This is a genomic window from Streptomyces sp. P13-3-3 (assembly GCF_050571355.1).
Classification (GTDB): Bacteria; Actinomycetota; Actinomycetes; order Streptomycetales; family Streptomycetaceae; genus Streptomyces; species Streptomyces althioticus.
In genome coordinates, this window is sequence record NZ_CP192228.1 from 2,810,429 (window position 1) to 2,831,928 (window position 21,500).

General features: G+C 69.6%; 11 protein-coding genes. 6 read left to right on the top strand and 5 right to left on the bottom strand.

What is annotated here, in order from left to right; translation table 11 throughout:
- Positions 1 to 8 precede the first annotated feature (8 nt).
- Together pglY and pglZ are read left to right on the top strand one after the other, a co-directional pair.
- Positions 9 to 3,896 carry a BREX-2 system ATPase PglY gene (pglY, locus tag ACQZOG_RS12850; protein ID WP_430741504.1) on the top strand — a complete coding sequence of 1,296 codons (3,888 nt, stop codon included), beginning with the start codon at positions 9 to 11 and terminating at the stop codon, positions 3,894 to 3,896.
- The gene (pglZ, locus tag ACQZOG_RS12855; protein WP_391606090.1) at positions 3,893 to 6,814 is read left to right on the top strand and encodes a BREX-2 system phosphatase PglZ; all 2,922 of its coding nucleotides are present in this window, start codon (positions 3,893 to 3,895) and stop codon (positions 6,812 to 6,814) included. The genes pglY and pglZ overlap by 4 nt, the downstream gene beginning before the upstream one ends.
- Before the next feature lie 66 nt (positions 6,815 to 6,880).
- On the opposite strand, the gene ACQZOG_RS12860 is transcribed toward pglZ, so the two are convergent.
- The 3 genes from ACQZOG_RS12860 to ACQZOG_RS12870 form a co-directional block, all read right to left on the bottom strand.
- Positions 6,881 to 7,933, bottom strand: coding sequence for a CBS domain-containing protein (locus ACQZOG_RS12860; RefSeq protein ID WP_193456603.1), 1,053 nt, complete (start codon positions 7,931 to 7,933; stop codon positions 6,881 to 6,883).
- Positions 7,930 to 9,747, bottom strand: coding sequence for a GmrSD restriction endonuclease domain-containing protein (locus ACQZOG_RS12865; protein WP_359518333.1), 1,818 nt, complete (start codon positions 9,745 to 9,747; stop codon positions 7,930 to 7,932). The genes ACQZOG_RS12860 and ACQZOG_RS12865 overlap by 4 nt, the downstream gene beginning before the upstream one ends.
- Positions 9,748 to 9,848: 101 nt before the next feature.
- Positions 9,849 to 10,580: a DUF4839 domain-containing protein gene (locus tag ACQZOG_RS12870; protein ID WP_359672697.1), complete on the bottom strand. Its 732-nt coding sequence runs from the start codon at positions 10,578 to 10,580 to the stop codon at positions 9,849 to 9,851.
- 193 nt (positions 10,581 to 10,773) lie between these two features.
- Between ACQZOG_RS12870 and brxD the strand changes: the two genes are divergently transcribed.
- The 4 genes from brxD to ACQZOG_RS12890 all read left to right on the top strand — a co-directional run bounded on the left by brxD (position 10,774) and on the right by ACQZOG_RS12890 (position 17,342).
- Complete coding sequence (gene brxD / locus ACQZOG_RS12875) at positions 10,774 to 12,123, top strand: BREX system ATP-binding protein BrxD (RefSeq protein ID WP_359518337.1); 1,350 nt, start codon at positions 10,774 to 10,776, stop codon at positions 12,121 to 12,123.
- Positions 12,123 to 14,333 carry a DEAD/DEAH box helicase gene (locus ACQZOG_RS12880; RefSeq protein ID WP_359518338.1) on the top strand — a complete coding sequence of 737 codons (2,211 nt, stop codon included), beginning with the start codon at positions 12,123 to 12,125 and terminating at the stop codon, positions 14,331 to 14,333. Before brxD ends, ACQZOG_RS12880 begins: the two co-directional genes overlap by 1 nt.
- A gap of 62 nt (positions 14,334 to 14,395) precedes the next feature.
- Entirely contained in the window at positions 14,396 to 16,003 is a 1,608-nt protein-coding gene (locus ACQZOG_RS12885) for a competence protein CoiA family protein (RefSeq protein ID WP_359672699.1), read from the top strand.
- 838 nt (positions 16,004 to 16,841) lie between these two features.
- Positions 16,842 to 17,342: a hemerythrin domain-containing protein gene (locus ACQZOG_RS12890; RefSeq protein ID WP_359518343.1), complete on the top strand. Its 501-nt coding sequence runs from the start codon at positions 16,842 to 16,844 to the stop codon at positions 17,340 to 17,342.
- A gap of 23 nt (positions 17,343 to 17,365) precedes the next feature.
- On the opposite strand, the gene ACQZOG_RS12895 is transcribed toward ACQZOG_RS12890, so the two are convergent.
- Together ACQZOG_RS12895 and ACQZOG_RS12900 are read right to left on the bottom strand one after the other, a co-directional pair.
- Positions 17,366 to 20,299: a hypothetical protein gene (locus tag ACQZOG_RS12895; protein ID WP_391606092.1), complete on the bottom strand. Its 2,934-nt coding sequence runs from the start codon at positions 20,297 to 20,299 to the stop codon at positions 17,366 to 17,368.
- Positions 20,296 to 21,420: an ATP-binding protein gene (locus tag ACQZOG_RS12900; protein ID WP_033273656.1), complete on the bottom strand. Its 1,125-nt coding sequence runs from the start codon at positions 21,418 to 21,420 to the stop codon at positions 20,296 to 20,298. Before ACQZOG_RS12900 ends, ACQZOG_RS12895 begins: the two co-directional genes overlap by 4 nt.
- Positions 21,421 to 21,500 lie beyond the last annotated feature (80 nt).

A 21,500-nucleotide genomic window follows, 5' to 3' on the forward strand; every position in this document is an offset into this window, starting at 1 on the left:
AACCCGCAATGGCCCAGCAGCCCCTCCTCCGCGATGTCATCGACATCAAGGAGTCCATCTCCACCTCGGACTTCGTGCTGTCCCTCGCCGAGGCGACGACACCCGAGGGCGCCCAGCACGCGCTCAAGGACTACGTCGTCACCGAGCGGCTGCTGGAGAACTTCGACGAGGCGCTGGACCTCATCAAGTCCGCGCTGGACGGACACCGCTCCAAGGCGGCGTACCTCCACGGCTCGTTCGGTTCCGGTAAGTCGCACTTCATGGCCGTGCTGTACGCACTGCTCAGCGGCGATCCGGCCGCCCGTGCCCGCACCGAGTTCGACCCGGTGCTGACCAGGCACGAGTGGCTGACCACGGACGGCAAGAAGTTCCTGCTCGTGCCCTACCACATGCTCGGCGCGAAGGCGCTGGAGCAGCGGGTGCTCGGCGGGTACGTGCACCACGTCAAGAAGCTGCACCCGGACGCGCCGACCCCGCAGGTGTACCGGACCGACTCCCTCTTCGCCGACATCCGCGCCATGCGCGCCAACATGGGTGACGAGGCCGTCATCCGAGGCCTGGGCACCACCGGCGCGGACGACGGTGAGGAGGACGAGTGGGGCGAGGGCTTCGCCTGGACCCCGCAGCTCCTGGACACCGCGCTCGCCGCCGAGGAGAACCACGAGGCGGGCGTCCACCTCAACCTCACCAACCCCTCCACCCCGGCCGAGCTGCGCGCCAAGCTCGTCAACGACGCCGGTACCAACATCCTCCCCGGCTTCACCAAGAACGCCGCCGAGGACGAGCACGGCTTCATCTCCCTGGACGCCGGTCTGTCCGTCATCGCCGAGCACGCCAAGTCGCTCGGCTACGACGGCCTGATCCTTTTCATGGACGAGCTGATCCTGTGGCTGGCCACCCTCATCCACGACCAGAAGTTCGTGGCCCGCGAGGCCAGCAAGATCACGAACTTCGTGGAGGGCGGCGACGCCCGCCGGGCCATCCCCGTCGTGTCGTTCATCGCCCGCCAGCGGGACCTGCGCGAGCTGGTCGGCGAGGAGGTGTCCGGCGCGGCCGAGTCGTCCATCCAGGACACCCTGAACCTGGCCTCCGGCCGGTTCGACAAGATCACCCTGGAGGACCGCAACCTCCCGCAGATCGCCCACGCCCGCCTCCTCAAGCCCAAGGACGACGAGGCGGCCAAGCTGGTCGACGCGGCCTTCGAGCAGACCAAGCGGGTCGGCCCCCAGGTCTGGGACACCCTGCTCGGCTCGGAGAAGGGCACCACCGGCGCAGACGCGGAGTCGTTCCGGCTGACGTACCCGTTCTCGCCGGCGTTCATGGACACCCTCGTCCACATCTCGTCCGCGCTGCAGCGCTCCCGCACCGGTCTGAAGCTGATGGGCCAGCTCCTCGCCGACCACCGCGACGAGATCCGGCTCGGCCAGCTCGTCCCCGTCGGTGACCTGTACCCGGTGATCGCGGGGGGCGGCGACAAGCCGTTCACCGACAGCCTGAAGGTCGTCTTCGAGGCCGCCGACAAGCTCTACAAGACCAAACTGCGGCCCTACCTGCTCAGCTCGTACGACATCACCGAGGACGACGTCGAGCAGTACCGCAACCGGCCCGAGTCCCTCACCGACCAGAAAAAGGTCAACGGCTGCCGGATGTTCCTCGGGGACAACCGGCTCGTGTGCACGCTGCTGCTGTCCGCGCTGGCGCCCAGCGTGCCCGCGCTGTCGGAGCTGACCATCCGGCGGCTCGGCGCGCTCAACCACGGGTCGGTTCTCGCGCCCATCCCGGGTGCCGAAGTCGGCATCATCAAGAACAAGGTCGCCGAGTGGGCGGCGAGGTTCCCCGAGATCAAGGAGACCGGCACCGACGCCAACCCCGGCGTCCGCCTCGAACTCTCCGGCGTCGACGTGGACTCCGTCATCGCCAACGCCCAGGTCAACGACAACCCCGGCAACCGGGTCGCCCTCGCCCGTCGCCTGCTGTCCGAGGAACTGGGCGTCGAGCATGGTCAGCTGAGCGACCTGCTCAACTTCACCTGGCGCGGCACCGCACGCACAGCCGAGATCGTCTTCGGGAACCTCGCCGACGAGGACGAGTTGCCCGACCATGACCTCATGCCGCAGGAAGACGGCCGCTGGCGCATCGCCATAGACCTGCCTTTCGACGAGGGCGAGTGGGGCCCGGTCGAAGACGTCAACCGCATCCAGCGGCTGCGCGAGCGTCAGCAGGGCGAGCGGTCCCGCACCGTCGCCTGGCTGCCCGCGCACCTGTCCGCGCAGCGCTTCCAGGACTTCCGTCGCCTCGTCGTCATCGACAAGGCCCTCGCCGACGAGCACCGCTTCGACACCCAGTACGCCGGCCACCTCAACGCCGACAACCGCAGCCGCGCCAAGGGCCTCCTCGAAACCCAGCGCGAGGCGCTGCTCAAGCAGGTCAAGGGCGCCTTCAAGCAGGCGTACGGACTCGCCCAGAAGCAGGCCGCCGATGTCGTCCCCGACTTCGACGACCACCTCGTCGCGCTGCCCGACGTCGACGGACTCACCCTGTCCTTCGGGCAGAGCCTGCACGACGGCATCCGGCACGTCGCGGGCAAGCTGCTCGCCCACCAGTACCCGGCCCACCCCGACCTCGACCCCGAGGCCACCGGCACCGCCGTCAAGCCCGCCGACATCAAGAAGGTGTTCCCTCACCTCAGGGCCGCCGCCGAGGCGCGCGACGGGCGGGTGGAGGTTCCGGCGAGTGACCGCGTACACATGCGGCGCATCGCCGAACCCCTGCGCCTCGGACAGCAGAAGGAGGCGTACTTCGAGCTGTCCCGCTACTGGGCCGACCACTTCCGCCAGCTCGCTCGCTCCCAAGGTGTCACTGGGGACCTGTCCCTGATCACGCTCACCGACTGGACCGACAAGCCCGACCCGCGCGGTCTGCCCGACCTCCTCGCCCGGCTCGTCGTCGCCTCCTTCGCCGAGATGGACGACCGGGTCTGGGTGCGCGGCGGCACCGTCCTCGACCCCGCGCCCGAACTGTCCGCGATCAAGGACCACGACGCGCTGCGCAGCCAGCCGCTGCCCGCCGAGTCCGACTGGGACACCGCCCGGCAGCGCTTCGAGACGATCTTCGGGGCGAAGCCGCCCGCGCTGCGGCGCGGCCGGATGGTCAACCAGTTCGCCCGCCAGATCATCGAGGCCGCCCGCGACCACCGGGACCACGCGGCCGATCTGGTGCACCAGTTGGAGGCCCACGCCTTCTTCCTCGGCCTCGACCAGACCGCCGATACCGGACGCCTCGCCCTCGCCCGCCGCTCCCTGGAACTGCTGGACGCCCTCACGGCGGAGGCCGGCAAGGGCGCGGCCGGGGCGAAGAAGACGGTGGAGGCGCTCGCCTCCTTCGACCTGGGCGAGACCAGCGCCGACCGGTACGGCACCTCCATCAAGAAGGCCCGCGCGGTCGCGGAGGCCGTCGCCTCCGCCCCCTGGAGCACCCTGGAGCTGGCAGCCGGACTCGGTCCCGAGGGCGAGGCGCTGCTCGACTCGCTGCGCAACGTGGCCCGCGACGACCAGCGCACCGCCGACCTGCGCGATGCCCTGGCCCACACCCAGCGCGAGGTCGTCGCCCTGATCAAGCGCGCCCAAGCCGCGGCCGCCCCGTCGCCCGCACCTGTCGCTCCGCAGCCCAGGGCCGACGACCTCTCCCTGAACACGTCGACCAGCGACCCGCGCATTCCGTACACCCCGTCGCAGGAGACGCCCTCCCCGGCGAGCGTCGGCGGTACGGGCCGGAAGTCCGGGCGTCGCAGCACGACCGCGTCCCGGGCCGTCGACGACCTCCAGGCGGAGCTGGCGGACCTGGCCGCGCGCAACCCCGACGCGACCATCGAGATCACCTGGCAGGTCATCGAATGACGGACACCGTCGCCGCAGTCCCCGGTGCGGTGCGGCTGAACACCGCGACCGTCACCCAGTACCTGTCCTCGCAGTCGTCTCTTGCCGCCCCCCTCACAGGAGGCGGCGAGGGCAGGCGCCGGGTCGTGCTGCTGCGGTCCGCACCGCAGTGGGACGGGCCTGCCGAGCCCGCCTGGGGCGAGGGCCGTACGGCCGGCGTGGCGGTGGCGCCGTCTCCCCTCGCCGTCCACGAACTCGTCCTCGATCACCTGGCGGGCCGCCGTCCCGGCCCCGCAGTGCTGGTCGTGCTCACCGACCGGGAGCAGAACGAACTCGACCCGGCGATCCTGGCTCGCGTCCACAAGCTGCGCATCGACACGGTCGACAGCTGGGACGTCGTCCGCGAGGCGTTCGGCGCCCGGCAGATAGACCCCAGGCTCAAGGACGTCAACTGGGCTGCCGAGGCCCTGCTCGACGCCACGCCGCCCGGTGGTTGGTCGGCCGTGCCCGGTGGCTGGCTGTCCCGCCAGTACGCCCTCACCGCGCTCGCGCAGCGCCGCCTGCGCCTCGGCCGCTATGACACCGAGGGCGGCACGCGTCGCCCCGGCGACGACCGGCTCGACGCCCAGGCCCTGCTGCATTGGTCGACGCGACCCGGAGCGCCCGAACGGCTCCTCGCCCTGCGTGGCCCCGAACACGCCGGCCTGTCCGCCTTCCTCGGTGAGGAGGACCAGGCGGGCCTCGCCGGCCGTGCCCTGCTCGCGCTCGTCGATGCCGAGCGTGGTGGGGACGCCGCCGCCTTCGGCCTCGTGTGCGCGGCGCTGTGGCAGCACGCCGAGCCCACTCCCGAGACCTACCGGGCCCGGGGCCGCGCTGAACGCTACTTCGGCGATCAGCCTCCGGCGAACGGCGACCAGCTCGACGCCCTGGTGACCGTTTTCGGCCGGGCCGCCGAAGAGTATGTGACCACACTGCTGGCGTCCGGGCACCGCACGGGCGGCAGCGACGCCGACCAGGCACGCGAGGCACGCCGCACCACCGGCATCGTGCTCGACCGGGCGTCCGCCCTGGCCCGTCAGTTCGGCGCGGAGGATGCCGTGGCGGCGAGCCCCGTCCTGCGCGGTGGACTCGAGGCACGGTTCACCGCCGTCGGCCAGGCCCTCGCGTCGGGCGACACGGCCGCGGTGGCGGACGCCGTCCGCCGCCTGAAGGACCACCGGCTCGCCACCGAGCCGGAAGAGGCCGCCCGCATCGAACGTGCCCGCATGGGCCAGCGCCTGGCCCGCTGGCTGGCCACCGACCCGCCCGCAGACGCCCCCACCGTCGCCGACGCCATACAACGGCATGTCTCGGATACCGGCTGGGTGGATCTCGCCCTGGAGCACATCGAGGCCGGTGGCGACCCGGACCCCGTCCTCAAGGCCGCCTACGACACCCTCGGCACTCGCATCAGAGAACAGCGTCGGCAGATCGACGCGTCGTTCGCGCGCGCCCTGGCGGCATGGACGGAGGCCGGCACGCAGCCCGGCTCCATGCTGACCGTCGAGACCTTCCTCGACCGCGTGGTCGGCCCGGCCGTGCGACGCGGAGAGGAACGGCGGGTGCTGCTGCTCGTGCTGGACGGCATGAGTGCGGCCATCGCGAACGAACTGGGAGAGGAACTGCGCCGGTCCTGGGCCGAGTTCGACCCCCTGCCGGAGGGCAACGCCCCGCGCCGACGGGCGATGGCTGCCGCCTTGCCGACCGTGACGGCCGTGTCCCGTACCTCCCTCTTTGCTGGCGCCCTGATGAAGGGCGCCCAAGCGGACGAGAAGCGGCTCTTCCCCATGCTGAAGCTATGGGGCGGAGCCCCAGCAGCCGTGTTCCACAAGGACGACCTGCGCACCGAGACCGCGGGCGACACCTTCGGCCCGGCGCTCACGGAGGCGCTGGCCGACGGCAAGACCCATGTCGCCGTCGTTCTCAACGCCATCGACGACCGGCTCGCCAAGGAGCAGAAGCTCGGCGACGGCGCCTGGCGCATCGACGACGTGCCCGGGCTGCGCGACCTGCTGCGGGTGGCGGCCACCCAGGGCATGGCGGTCGTCCTCACCAGCGACCACGGCCACGTCGTGGACCGGCACGGCACCAAGGTCGACACCGCCGCCGACCCCTTGTCCGCCCGCCACCGTCTGCCCGGCGGCAGCCCGCTCGCCGAACGGGAGATCGCTCTGTCCGGCCCGCGCGTGGTCTGGCCCGAACCTGGGGCGTCGATCGTCGCGCTGTGGGACGCCGACTCCCGCTACACCGCCCTCAAGGCCGGCTACCACGGTGGGGCATCGCTCGCCGAGGTCACCATCCCCGTGCTCGCTTTCCTGCCGTTCGGCGCGGAGCCTCCGCAGGGATGGCGGGAGCTGGGCGACCAGCGGCCGGCCTGGTGGGCTCCGGAGGAGGCCGGTAAGGCACCGCTGCCGGACGGGCACCTTGCTCGACCGGTGACCGCAACGGCTCCCGCTCCCAAGAAGCCGACGGGCAAGGCCAAGAAGCAGCAGGCGGAAGTCGCTCGGACGCACGACACGCTCTTCGACGTCGCGCTGACGACCGGGGGAGACGACGCTCTCCTCACCCCGACCGTCGTCTCCCGCACCGAGACCCTGGTGACGGCACTGCTCGAATCGGAGACGTACCAGGCTCAGCTCGGCGGGCTGGCACGCAAACCGCCGCAGGAGCAGGTGCACAAGGCGCTTGCCGCCCTGCTGGACGCGGGCGGCACGTTGCCTGTGACCGCACTCGCCCAGCGCGTCGGCATGCCTGTCGCCCGGGGCGACGGTTTCGCCGCCGTCCTGCGGCAGCTCCTCAACTACGACGGCGTACAGGTCCTGGAGACTCTGCCAGACGGACGCACCCTGCGGCTCCACGAGGCGTTGTTGCGAGAGCAGTTCGCTCTCGGAGCCGGCTGACCACGCGGCTCGGGGTGCCTCCGGATTCGATCCCGAGACACCCCGAGCGGCGAGCTGCCCCCTACCTCACGACGCGAAGGCCCGCAGCACCTTCGCGAAGGTCGTGAGATCGTCGATCATCTCCTGCGGGAGCGGCTTCTCGTCGAAGTGCGCGATCCTGTTGCGGATGTCCTTCACCCGCTTCAGCAGGCCGACGAACTGCTCCCGAGGCATGTTGGGCCACTTCAGCGCCTCCCAATTGCGGTCGGCGCGCTCGGCGAAGGACTGCTTCGTCTGATCGCCGTCCAGGAGCCGCAGGTAGTCGCCGAACATCAGGTCCGACACCTGGCCGGTACGCTGCTCCGGCTTCTTGTTCGTCTGGACCGCCTTGATGGCCTCTTTGTCCAGTGCTGCGCCCAAGCAACGGCGCAGCAGGGACTCGATCTCGCCCACGATGAAGAAGGGACGCGCCGCCCCTTCGAAGCGGTCCGTCACGTCCGCGGCGGTGACGATACCCGAGAAGCAGCCGTCGTCGCCGCGGACAAGCAGGTAACCGTGTTCGCGGATGCTCGGGAGGACGGCGAAGAATTCCTGCCGGGAGTCGAAGACGGGTAGCGAATCCTTCTCCATCGCGTTGTCGAGGGTGGCCTCCTTGCCCGCCTCGTACATCTTGGCCACCGATCCCCACGTGACGACCCCGTGGACCTGCGCCATGCCGGTGGTCACCGGGATCTGAGAGAAGCCCTTGGTACGCATCAGGAAGGTTGCCTGTGACAGCGGCGTGCCCGGACCCACGGACATCAGGCCGCGCCGCGCGGAGGGGATGTCGCCGAGCAGCAGTCGCTGCGGTAGGGCGTTCGAGGGCAGGGCCTCGTCCGCTTCGTCGGCCTCGCCCTCCGGTTCCGGGGGCGTACGCTGTGCGGGAACGGCTGCCAGGGACACGACGTCGACGGTGCTGCGCAGACCGCAGACGGCGAAGTCCGGCAGCGTGGTCAGCCCGGCATCCTTGAGTGCCTGCGAGATGTGGTGCACCGTCCGGTGATCACGCACCCTGACCTTGAAAAGATCGAGGATCTCCTGCACGGACACGGTCCTGCCCTTGAGCGTGGCCACGTCCCACTCGTGCGGCCTGGTCGTCATCGGGCGTCGCCCTCCGGCAGGTCACGGAGCATCGTCCTCTTGCCCATGGCGGAGTGCACGAGGTCCTGCAGTTGCTTGGAGCGGTCGCGGTAGAAACGCTCGTAGTCGTTCTCGCGCAAGGCGTCCGGATCGATGAGGTGGGTGGTCAGGACGTCGTCGAACCACTCGGGGCGCATGTCGGACGCGGCGATCATCGTCGCCAGGTACGACGACGGTGCCCCCGTCATGTCCATCGCGGCGCGGTAGGACAACGGAGTCTTGTTCACGATCGAGTTCGTCGGCAGATCACCGCTGTTGCCTCGCCGGAACCACGTCTTGGGGAAGATCTGCCGGATGTCCACGCCGTACTCGCTGAGGCGGCCGGGACTGAGGGGCGCACCCGTGTAGTGCCAGTCCACCGCACCCTGTTTGATCAGCAGGGCGTAGATGCCCTTGTAGGCTGCGCTGTTCCGAGTGGTGAGCGTGTCCAACCGGTCGGCGAAGAAGAACGCCTCCGTGACGGTCTCGGGCGCCCTGTCGTCGTGTGCGATCCAGGGGACGAGCTGCTCGACGTCCTTGGTGAAGCGTGTCTCCGTGGACCCGCCGTACATCTCTCCGAGGACCCCGCACCAGTACCACTGCTCGATCCTCTCCTCCGCTCCCAGGCCGTCCATCCTCGTGTCCAGGATGGCGCGGACAGCCGCGAGCGGGACGAGCTGCGTCTTGTACGGCAGATCGGCCGGCCGGACGATGCACTGACGCTCCAGGAAGTCACCCACCCAGGCGAAGGCGTCGGCGAGCTTGGGCGCCAGGCGTACGAAGTCAGCCAGGGGAAGGTCCAGCAGGTCGCGGCGTTTGCAGGACACGGTGGTACCGAGTCCTTCCTGCTTGCGCTCCCAGGTGCGGACGAGCGCGATGGCCTGCAGGAAGTCGATACTGCTCAGGCCGTTCTCCAGGCCACTCTCGACGCGGCCGAAGACTGGGTACTTGGCGGCCAGCTGCTGCTTGATCTCCCGCCAGACTTCCGGGAGCTGGTAGTAATCACCGGTCTCCTCCACGTAGTCCCGGTCACCGGCGTACGTCGCGGTGAGCAGCTCGAAGACGTTCAGGGGGACGCCCCCCGTGTTGACCCGCTCGAACACCGCACAGACGGCGTCCATGGAGGTGGAGGCGGCCAGCCGGATCATCGGCACCTGGAAGGCGCGCACCTGCTGGAGAACCGCCTCGTCGAACTGACCCCACAGGTCCCAGTTCCGGTCCTCGTCCGCCTTGATGTACGCCTTCTTCCACTCGTTGACACGCTGGGCGTCGAAGACGAAGTGGAGGGGGAAGAGGCCGGCCGCGCACTCGGCCTCGGTGGTGCTCAGGTCCAGCACGACTGTCCGGTTGAAGTCTGTTCGCAGCACCTTGTCGGCCGGGACCGACACGATGGCCTCGTCACGATCGGCGGAGGGCCCCACTGCCTTCGCGATGTCGACGTAGTACCAGCGCTGGATGGCCTTGCCTCGGGCGTCCGCTGTCTCCACCGGGGCGTCCAGCCACAAGGACTGGAAGAGCGAGGTAAGGCGCTGCTGCCCGTCCAGCAGCAGGAGGTCGGCCTCCGGGTCCCCCTCCGGCTGGGCACCGGTGAGGGTCCGGGAGCGGAACCGAGTGGCGCCGCCGGTCTGCAGCGTCATGACCACGCCGAGCGGATAGTCCAGTGTGACCGTCGCGATGATCGCCCGGATCCGGTCGTCGTCCCACTTCCAGTTACGCTGGAAGTCGGGCAATTGTAAGGAGCCCGAGGCGACTTCCGCCAAGACGTCCTTCAGTTTCACGTTGTCGAGGGCTGCCATGTGACTCCACTCCCCGCCCTGATTCCTGTACGGAGAGTGATTCCAGCAGCGCTCTGTGGTGCCGGTCAAGCCGGTTGGCAGATACGCGAGGGCGCCCGTTCCTATCGGGTTTCCGTCGAGACCGGGTCGAGATGGAAGAGGCACTGGACGGCGTTGAAGTCGCCCACCTCGGCGACGAAGCGGAACTTGTCGCCCACACCGATGGCAGCGGGCACGTCCTTGCCGGTCAGGCTCAGTTCGGCCACGTTGACGTCCTCGTACTTGAAGGCCGGGCCGACCGTCGTGTTCGGCCCCTTGTCGCCGGGGCCCAGAAGGAAGTCGTAGCGGGTCTTGTAGTCGCCGTGGGGTGTCATGTGCACGATCGAACCGTCGAAAGAGATCGTCCGGCCCGCATACTTGGTCGCGAAGTCCGCGTTAGCGGCGTCGCAGGTGTCCGCCTTCAACAGTGCCGCGAACTCCGAGTTGTTCTCCGGCGTGATCACTTCGACGGCCGCGCGCTCGGCTGCGGGCGGGGTCGAGGTCGGCGTAGCGGAAGGCTCCTCGCTCACGGCGGCCGAAGGCTTGGCCGCCTCGTCCTTCTGCTCACCCCCGTCGCTGAGTGCGGCGGCAGTGGCGATGACGACGGCGATGATCGCAAGTACAGTGGCTCCCGCGCCGACCAGTGGCCAAGGTATCGGCTTCTTCGGCCGACGGAAGGTGAGGGTGGAGCGAAGCGTGCCCTGGGACTGCTCGACGAACTCCCAGCCGTCCTTCTGCATCCTGGAGATCACCAAGCCGTCGGTGCCGCGAACGGTCTGCACGGTCTTGTGCTCATACTTGATCTCGTCGGCCATGTGCCACGCCCCCCGAATGCGCTGTCACCCCAACTGCCCCGTGATCATAAGGTACTGAGGTGGGAGCTCCGGCATCATCGGTGCACCATAGGGCGCGAATGCGGAACCTGAACCAACGGGCACTTGTCCACATACCGGGCAGCATGGTCTCTTCGTCCTGGCAGAGATGCGAGGAGATGGAACACTGTTGCTCGTGAGCACCACCGGATCCAAGCGTCCCGCACAGGTCAGCGCGGCCCGCCGCCGTACCGTCATCGATGCCCTGCGCCGCGGGGCCGTACCCGAGAGCGGGCTCGACCTGCTTGCCACCGGGCTCGACCGGTTCGAGGCGGCCCTTGACGCGGAACTGGACGCCGTCGCGTCCGGCGGGTCCGTGTTCAAGGCCGTGCGCGGTGAGTACGGATCCGGCAAGACCTTCTTCACCCGCTGGCTGGGGGAGCGGGCCAAGCGCCGCAACTTCGCCGTGGCCGAGATCCAGATCTCCGAGAACGAGACTCCGCTGCACAAGCTGGAGACGGTCTACCGGCGGCTCACCGAGCGCCTCACCACCTCCAGCTTCCCGCCCAGCGCCCTGCGGCCAGTGGTCGACGCCTGGTTCTACGCCCTGGAGGAGGACGCTCTCGCTGCCGGCGCGACCGAGGAGGAGCTGCCCAGCGAGGTGGAGAAGCTGCTCGTCGCGCGGCTCGCAGAGGTGTCCCGGCATGCCCCCTCCTTCGCCACCGCCCTGCGCGGCTACCGGGCCGCCCTCGCCGCCGGCGACGAGGCGACCGCCGCGGCTGTGCTGGCATGGCTCGGCGGCCAGCCGCACGTCGCCGCCTCGACCCGCCGGTCCGCAGGCGTACGCGGCGACCTGGACCACTTCGGGGCGCTGGGCTTCTTGCAGGGCCTGCTCACCGTGCTGCGCGACTCCGGGCACACCGGTCTCTTCGTCGTCCTCGACGAGGTGGAGACGCTCCAACGGGTCCGTTCCGACGCGCGGGACAAGGCGCTCAACGCACTGCGTCAGCTCATCGACGAGGTGCACTCCGGCCGCTTCCCCGGCCTGTACCTCGTCATCACCGGGACGCCGGCCTTCTACGACGGCCAGCAGGGTGTGCAGCGCCTGGCTCCGCTCGCCCAACGGCTCGCCACCGACTTCACCACCGAGCCGCGTTTCGACAACCCTCGCGCTGTGCAGATCAGGCTGCCCGGCTTCACCCAGGAGTCTCTGATCGGTCTCGGCGTCACCATCCGGGACCTGTACGCGGACGCCGCTACATCGCCTGAGCGCGTCCTAACGGTCGTCGACGACGCCTACGTCGCCGACCTTGCGCGGGCCGTCGGCGGAGCCCTGGGCGGGAAGGTCGGTGTGGCGCCCAGGCTGTTCTTGAAGAAGCTCGTCGGGGATGTTCTCGACCGTGTGGACCAGTTCGACGACTTCGATCCGCGACAGCATTACAAGCTGACGGTCGCGAGCAGCGAGCTCACCGACGTGGAACGCAACCTGGCCGCCACGGTTACCGGCGGGTCCGCGTCCGCCGACGACATCGACCTGGAGTTGTGATGGGGGACGCCGACAGACCGTCCGAGGCGGAGCCGACCAGGGGAGAGGCCGACGTACTCGACAGGCTGGACCCTGTCGTCCTGCATCACATCGTCAACACCCTCGGCTGGCCCGACCTGCGCCCCCTGCAGAGGGCGGCGATCCCCCCGCTGATGGACGGCGAGGACGCTGTCCTGCTGGCACCCACGGCCGGTGGCAAAACCGAGGCTGCCTGCTTCCCGCTGCTGTCGGCCATGGCCGAACACCGGTGGACCGGCACCTCGGTGCTGTACCTGTGTCCCCTCAAAGCACTGCTCAACAACTTGGTCGTCCGCGTCGACACGTACGCCCAGTGGCTGGGACGGCGCGCCGCACTCTGGCACGGCGACACCAAGGAGTCGCAGCGGCAACGTATTCGGACCGAGGCACCGGACATCCTGTTGACCACGCCCGAGTCGCTTGAGGCGATGCTGATTGGGGTCAAGACCGACCACGCGCGGCTGCTGGGTGGCGTCCGTGCTGTCGTCGTCGATGAGGTGCACGCCTTCGCGGGTGACGACCGCGGCTGGCACCTGCTCGCCGTGCTGGAGCGACTGGAGAGAGTCACAGGTCGGCCCATCCAGCGCGTCGGACTGTCTGCGACCGTGGGAAACCCTGACCAGCTGTTGCACTGGTTGCAAGGAGCCAAGGCGGGCGACCGCACCGGACGCGTGGTCGCGCCGGGTGTCCACCTGCCCCCCACCGGTGCGGAGGCCGAACACGGAGAGCAGACCGCCGAAGCACCGTCCCGCAGACCCGCCGGCGAGGTGGAACTCGACTACGTGGGTTCCCTCGACAACGCCGCCAAGCTCATCGCCGCCTTGCACCGGGGGGAAAAGCGCCTCGTCTTCTGCGACTCGCGCCGCCAGGTCGAGGAATTGGGTGCTGCGCTCCGCGCCCGTGAGGTGACCGTCTTCCTGTCCCACGCCTCCCTCTCCGTCGATGAGCGCACCCGCTCGGAGCAGGCCTTCGCCGAGGCGCGTGACTGCGTCATCGTCTCCACCTCCACCCTCGAACTCGGCATCGACGTCGGTGACCTGGACCGTGTCATCCAGATCGACTCCCCGGCCTCCGTCGCCTCCTTCCTGCAGCGCATCGGACGCACTGGCCGGCGCGCGGGCTCGGTGCGCAACTGTCTGTTCCTCACTACCCGCAAGGACACGCTGCTTCAGGCGGCCGGGCTGTTGCTCCTCTGGTCGCGCGGCTGGGTCGAACCGGTGGTCCCACCGCCTGAGCCGCGTCACCTCGTGGCCCAGCAACTTCTCGCCGTCACCCTGCAGCAGCACAAGCTCGGCGATCAGCTCTGGGAGCAGCAGTGGAACGGACTCGCCCCCTTCGACCGGTCCGCCGCCCCGATCCTGCGACACCTCACCGAGGAGGGCTTCCTCGACAACGACGGCGGCATGCTCTTCGTCGGCCCCGAGGCGGAGCGCCGCTTCGGCAAGCGGCACTTCATCGAACTCACCGCGTCCTTCACCGCGCCGCCGCAGTTCACCGTGCTGTCCGGACGCACCGAGATCGGCCGTACCGACCCGAGCGTGCTCACCGAGGAGCGCCCTGGGCCGCGCCGATTGCTGCTTGGCGGACGCAGCTGGCAGGTCACCTACATCGACTGGCTGCGTCAACGCGTCTTCGTCGAACCTGCCGACGGCGGCGGCGTCGCCAAGTGGATGAACGGCGGCATCGTGGGGCTCTCGTACGCCCTCACCCGTGCCATGCGCGAGGTGCTGCTGGGCGCCGACCCGCCCGTCTCCCTCACCCACCGGGCCGAGGCATGCCTGACCGAGCAGCGAGAGAGCGACGCACCCGACACCGTGCACCCTGGCGGCACCTTGGTCACGCGCGTCGGCAGCGATGTCCGGTGGTGGACCTGGGCCGGCTATCGCGCGAACGCCACCCTCGCGGCCACGCTCCAACCGGTGACCGACCCTTTGCAACGTCCCACCGACTGTTGGCTGCGGCTTCGTGAGGACCTCACTCCGGCCGACTGGCGCACGGCCCGGCAGAACATCGGCGAGAATCTCGTGCTACCCGACGTGGACCCCCGTGCCGTGCGCGGTCTGAAGTTCTCCGCAGCCCTCCCGGAGCGGCTTGCCGTCGCCACGGTCGCGGCCCGCTTGGCCGACTTCGAAAGCGCCCGCAAGGTGCTGTCCGAACCCGTGCGGTTGCAAGCGTCAAGCGAGCTCGCCTGAAGGGCTTTCGCTGGAGAACGCACCGTCGATCCCGCTCATCACAGCATGTCCGGAGCCCGACCATGCCTATCGAAGAAGAGGACACCCGCAAGGTCCAGACAGCGGTTGCCGGTTCCCCCGGTGCTGACCGCCCGGTGTACCTGCCCATGGACGCGGCCTCATACGACCACTTCATCCGTGAGTACCCTAGCCGGGACTTCTACTGCGGGACACTGCTCGGCGGGTGCGGCAAGAAACTGTCGGCCCGCAAGTACCGCGACAAGAAATGCCACTTCGCGCACGTTGTATCGGGTCAATGCCGACGGGTCTCCACGAATGAGGCGAGCGCGGACCACCTTTACATAGGCAGGGCGCTGGCGGCTTGGATGAAGAAGCAGAAGTACAAGAACGTCCAGGTGCGCTACAAGCAGCGTGGACAGAGCCTGCGCGAGCTGGTCGACATCAGCTACACCCGCGGGGGAAGTCCTCGCCGCCATCTCATGCGCGTCCAACTGGCCAGAAGGTCCAAGACAGAGTGGGAGCGGAGCGACACTGAGCTGCACGGGCAGTGGGCCGGCGTGCAGTGGCTGTTCGGACCCGACAGTATGCTCGCCAACTGGCAGGTGGACAGGCAAGGATACGCCATCCGGATCCAGTGCCGCCCCGCCGGGATCACCCGCGTCGTAGAGGTCGGAGTGCAGTTCGCGGATGCCCCAGTGGAATGGATTCCTCTTTCCCGGTGCCGCATGACCGCATATGGCATACACGCTCCTGCTCTGGAACTCACCCCGACCGGGCTCAGCCGCCTTGACCGGGAACCCCGGCCGTCTCCCTCACGCCTTGCTGAGGTTCCCCCATCCGTCTCACACCGCGCGCAGGACGTCGGGCTGTCGCCGTCCGGGGAGAGCAGCTTGGCACCTGTCATCGCACCGGCTGCCGACCTTCTTGTCCGAAAGCGACGGACGCTCGAAAGACCCAAGCCTGTGGAGTCTCACCATGCGCAGCGGGAGGCCCTCGCCGGACTCGTCCGGGTGCCACACAGCATCCTGGGGGCACCGGGGCCGTCGCTGGAGCAGTTGCGTGCGGAGGACGACCGAAGAGGCACCGAACGCGTGTTGTCGCTTCTCGATCGCCTCGACCAGATCGGAGACGACCTTCACCTGGATCAGCTGCAGAAGGTTCTGCGAGAGATCGCATTCTGCGAGGAAGCCATGTGGAGCCCCCTGATTACCTCCCTGAGGCAACGTACGGCCGCATGGCGTGCACACGTCGAGGCCATGGCGGAGCGCCCCACGTTCCGGCAGATATGTGCCTTGGCCGATCTCGTGCGGTGGGTTCTTGACATGGCCGCCCGCCGGTCGGCTCGTCCCTTCACCTGGGTGGAGCTGGGGGAACGGTTGAGCAGGCCGTTGGCCCCTCTTCACCCGGAGGACAAGGTGTCCATTCTGGTCGAAGTCGACCGTGCTACATGCTCCGGCCGGCCCCCTCTGTCGGCGCTCGTAGCAGCGCGCAGCAATCGCGTGCACCCGCTGTACGCCCAGGTATTGGACCACCTTGGCCGTCCAGTCCCAGCTCCCGACGCTTCGCAGACCTCATGGGAGGCGGACGTCCGGGAACACCGACGCTTCCAATGTCTCAAGGAGAAGCAGTACAGGGTCACGGTGCAAGGCCGACCCGCGCAACACCGCTGATCACGCAATCGCGACAACCTCCGGCTCGACTCCCTGCGCACACGACCGAAGGGTTGGATCAGCGAGGCGCTCCCTTGAGCGCGGTGACCAGCTTCGATCCGGGAAGACCGGAGCTGGTGTCCATGCGCAGCGTCGGGGGCAGGGGAGGAGGCATCACCATTGGAGATACCCGGTACGCGCGCGTCGATGCCGTCAATGCCGCGCTCATACGCGCATGAGCGCCGCGCGAAGAAGCCGCCGTTCCAGCCTCTGCTCACCAGCTCGGGCGAAGAGAGACGGGAACGGCGGCTGACCGCCCGTCAGTGGGCTGCGGCGGGTCCCTCCAGGGGTACCAGTCCCGACGGCCCTTCCTCGACCGCGTTCCTGGCGGCCGAGCGTGGTGATTGACGGACGGTGGTCTGCCCGTGAGATCGAGCTCCAGGCCGGACAACCGGGTGCAACGGGCCCAACCGCACAGCGCGCAGCAGTGTCGGCGCCCGCGTGGTGCGGATGAGCCACCGCGCCAGCAACCGTCCCAGCGCAGTCTGCGCGAGGTTGACGGTCACGGTTAGCGTCAGGTTGTTGCCAGCCGCGCTGGTGAACGTGTCGTCTCCGGTGGCGAGCCGGGTGAAGCTGCGCAGCCCGACGTCGGCGTGTTCCGCGCTGTAGCTGTCCCGTTCGGTGAGCGGGTACCGCGCACCGTCTGGATCACCGGGTAGACGAAGACGAGGAGGCAGAGGGCGGGGGTCGGCACCGCCTTGCCGCGCATCCAGGACGCGTGATCGGATGGGAACAGCATCGCGTGCCGGTGACGGTCAGCGTCAGGCATGGAGGTGCGGAACCGAAGGGACTGCCACCCGTGGCCTCCCGCAACACCGACCGTGCGGCTGCACTCAGCCTGCAACTCTCCCAAGCCCATCACGAACTGCGTCGACGGCTGAACGACGTCAGGACGGGTCTCGGACGTCGGCACTCGAACGACGACACACGTGCCACGCACTGCCTGGCCTTCTGTGAGGCGTTGACCACGCACCACGAGGGGGAGGACGCAGGGTTGTTCGCCCAACTGCTGCGTGAGCGCCCCGACCTCGCCGGGACCGTCACGAAGCTCGTCCAGGACCACGGACTGATCGCTTCGATCCTGACCCAGGTGCGCGAACTCGCCGACTGGGCCCTTGGCACGCAGGGGCCGGATCTGGAAGCGATCGGCCGTGAACTCGACGGACTCGCGGCCATCATGGAGAGCCACTTCCGCTACGAGGAGCGGGCCATCGGCGAGGCGTTGGACGACCATGGTGACGACACCGACTGGGCCGACCCCGTCTTCCGCTTCCAAGGACGGGTGACGCCGGCCCCCTGAGGAGAGCCGGCGTCACCTCGCCGTCACGCGTCGGCGAGCAGGGCCTCCAGGGCCTCGGCCGAGGCGGGGTGGCCGGCTGCCAGGGCCGCGCCCGGCGCACCGCCGTCGCCGGCCGCCGCCCAGCCCTCCTCGCACCCGAGCAGCTCCGCCACCGCGTCGCACGTCGCCGGGTGGGCGGTGAGCAGGGCCGCGCCCGTGTGCGGCACGGGGGACGGGCCCAGCCGCTGCCAGCCGTCCTCGCACCCGAGCAGCCCCGCCACCGCGTCGCACGCTGCCGGGTGGGCCGCGAGCAGGGCGAGGCCCCGGGGTGCCTGGGCCGCGGTGTCCGAGTGGCGGGCGCGGGAGGCCGCGAAGGGGTCCTCCTGCGGCTGCCGCCACGGCGGCACCCACGAGTCCAGCGCCGGCAGCCGGCCGGGGAAGACACGGCCCGCCTCGCGTATGAGCAGCGGGGCGAGGTCCGCCGCGCCCTTGCGCAAGGTGGTGATCAGCAGCGGCAGCCACGGCAGCAGCACCGTGTCCGGCAGGCGGCCGAACGCGTTCGACACCGCCTCCACCACCACGTCCGCCAACCCCGGCACCGGCTCCAGCGCGTGCACGAAGCCGCTGAGGTAGCGCGGGTAGGAGGGCACCACCAGCGGGTTGTCCAGCAACGCGTCGCACCGCGCGCGCAGTTCGGCGCGCGACAACGTGCCGAGCTGCACCTGCGCCGCCCACAGCAGAGCCGTCTTCGACGGGTCCTCCGGATGCGACTGGGCCACCGCCAGCTCCAGCTGCGTACGGTCGCAGCCGAGGGACAGCGCCAGGCTCTCCATGCTGAACAGGAAGCCCAGCATCGCCGCGACCTGCCCCACCGTCGCGTCCTCGTCGCGGAACGCCGTCGGCAGCAGCGTGCAGTAGTGCGCGTACCCCGTCCTCACGAACGACTCGATCCACGCCGGCAGTTCCGGCCGGCTCGTCCGGTAGTACGCCAGCAGCGCCCGCGCCCGGCGCAGCACTTCCGGCGCACCGTCGACCGTGCGTTCCGCCGACAGCACCTTCAGCGCGTGCGTGCCCAGCTCGTCCGCCAGACGCCCACTGCGCAGGTACAGCAGGCTGTCCTCGACGGCCGCCAGCACGCCCGCCGTGGTCGCCCGCGGACCGTACGCCTCCCGTCGCAGCCGCTGCTCCAGCACCTGCTCGATGCTGACGCCCTCGTAGCCCAGCTCGATGAGCGCCCGTTGGTGCGTGCCGAGGGACAGGTCCCAGGACTCCTGGATCGACCGCTCACCGAGCCGCCGCTCACCCATGATCGGCCGGGCCGCGGCCGGCGGCATCAGCCGCCGCAGCATCCACAGCACGTCCGAGCACGCCTCCAGCTCCGGCCGCCCGGCCACGTCCAGCAACGCCCGCTGCACACCACGCTGCCGCAGCTTCAGCCCCAGCGGCTCCAGCCGGTCGTACACGTCCCGGGCGAGCGGCGGCAGCGCCTCGTAGCCCACCTGACCGATCCGGTCGCCGCCCATCATGATCTCGACGAGCCGCCGCACGTCCCGCCGCCCGGGCACCCGGTCCTTCTCGATGCAGGTGACCGCCGCGTCCTGGAAGTCGTACGGCGTCGGCTTCGCCCGGTCCCGCATGCCGGCGAGCAGGATCGACGTCTCGAAGACGGCGATGGCGTCCGCGGTGGAGGCCAGATAGCCGTTGCGGCGGGCCGCGCGCACGATGTCCACGGACCAGCCGAGCAGCTCCGCCTCGTCCAGGCCGTCCAGCACGGGCGGCTGCCGCAGGAACCCGGACAACCGGTCCGCCGCCGGCGCCGCGACCGCCGGCGCGACGGCCGGCAACGCCTTCTTCGCACGTGACGTCCGCGCCCCCGCCTGGCCCTCCAGCCGGTACGGCTGCACTCGCGTCCGCTTCAGGCTCTTCTGCCACTGCGTCGCCGCGATCGACACCGAGCCGGGCACCAGGCCGAACTGCGCCTCGATCGCCGCGTGGCTCGACGGGATCAGCCCGTACTGCCAGGTGGTCGCCGTGCGCGGCGAGATCGTGAACGAGTCCGAGCGCCCCTCCACGCCGAACTCCTCCACCCGGCTCGCCGCGTGGAACGCCCCGCACACGTACAGACAGTCCGCCGGGTCCGCGCCCGTCGCCGCCATGTGCTCGCGCATCCGCGTCCACATGTAGCGCTCGCGGTCCTCGTCCACCCGGACCCGGTCGCCGTCGCCGGGCGCGAGCCGCCGGAACAGGCTGCCGACGAGGAACATGACCTGGCGGTAGGTGTCGTGGTCGCTGTCCCCGAGCGGGACCTCGACGTACTGGTGCCACCACTCCGACCAGTGCCGCACCTTCCCGTGGCGCAGCAGATGCTCCTCCAGCTCGGCGAACCGGGGACGCAGGTCGCCGATCTCGACGCCGACCGCCTCGCCGTGCAGCGCCGCCTCCTCGGACTTCGGCTCCTCGTCCGCCTCGGCCGAGGCCTCGGCCTTGGAAGCGGTGTCGCTCCACTGGAAGACGTGGTCGGAGGACCGGTCGACCAGCACCAGTTCCACGCCCGGCGTGTCCAGGGCGTAGGCGATCGCCTGGTACTCGGCGGACGCCTCGGTGACCGGCGCGACCACCGACAGCGGCGCCCACTCCTGAGGGAACCCGTCGATGTCACCGGCGAACGCCTGCACGGCCACGGGGAGCCGGCAGTTGCGCAGCTCGGTCAGCAGCGGCGCCATGTCCTCGCACAGCTCCAGGTACACCACCTTGGGCTGCTTCTCTCGCAGGCGGCGAGCCATGGCCAGGGCCGAGGCGGGGGAGTGGTGGCAGACCGGGAAGATCTCCAGCGGCTCCCGCACCGCCCGGTCGACGTCGTCGACCAGGCCCAGAAGGATGCCCTCCAGTGCGTCGGGCCCGCCCGCGAACTCGGTCGCCGCCTCCTGCAGTTGCGTACGCAGCGCGGTGAACACACCGCTCGCCCGGGACCCGCTCACGACAGGGTGGCGATCGCGTCGCGGCCGCCCTCGAGGAACTCGGGCCAGGCGCCGCCCTCCTCCTTGCTGCGCGGCTCGACGACCCCGTGCAGGTACTTGTTGAGTATGGCGAGGTCCTCCGGCTCCCGCCGGGTCAGCGAGCCGACCAGCGAGGACGCCAGGGTGCGCGCGGTCAAAGCATGCTCACCGAAGAAGTTGCCGTGCAGCACCGCGTCCTCCAGGACGCCGATCTGCTCGGCCGTCGACAGCGCGGACTCCAGCTTCTCGTCGTCGCTGCCGGCCGCCGCGGCGGAGGCGCGCAGATCGGCGAAGCTCTGCAGCAGCACGTCGAGCAGCGTGGGCGGCACGTCCAGCTCGATCGCGTGCCGGCGCAGCAGTTCCTCGGTGCGGAAGCGGACGATCTCCGCCTCGCTCTTCTTGTTCGTCACCACCGGGATGCGGACGAAGTTGAAGCGGCGCTTCAGCGCGGACGACAGGTCGTTGACGCCTCGGTCGCGGCTGTTGGCGGTGGCGATGATCGAGAAGCCCGGCTTCGCGAACACGATGTTGTCGTCGCCGCCCCCGCTCTCCAACTCAGGGACGGAGATGTACTTCTCCGACAGGATCGAGATCAGCGCGTCCTGCACATCACTGGTGGACCGGGTCAGCTCCTCGAAGCGGCCGATGGCGCCGGTCTCCATCGCGGTCATGATCGGCGAGGGGATCATCGACTCCCGCGACTGGCCCTTGGCGATCACCATCGACACGTTCCACGAGTACTTGATGTGGTCCTCGGTGGTGCCGGCCGTGCCCTGGACGACCAGCGTCGAGTTGCGGCAGATCGCCGCGGACAGGAGCTCGGCCAGCCAGCTCTTGCCCGTGCCCGGGTCGCCGATCAGCAGCAGACCGCGGTCGGAGGCGAGGGTGACGATCGACCGCTCCACGAAGCTGCGGTCGCCGAACCACTTCTGCGAGATCTCACGGTCCAGCCCGTCGGCCCGCTCCGAGCCGAGAATGAACAGCCGCACCATCTTCGGCGACAGGCGCCACGAGAACGGCTTGGGGTTGTCGTCGATCGACTCCAGCCAGTCGAGCTCCTCGGCGTACTTGATCTCGGCGGGGGCGCGCAGCAGTTCGGACATGAGTGATGGGCCTTTCGAAGGTCTCGATATCGAGAAGTCGGAGAGTCGGTAAGTCGAGAAGGTGAGAAGACGGGACCTCA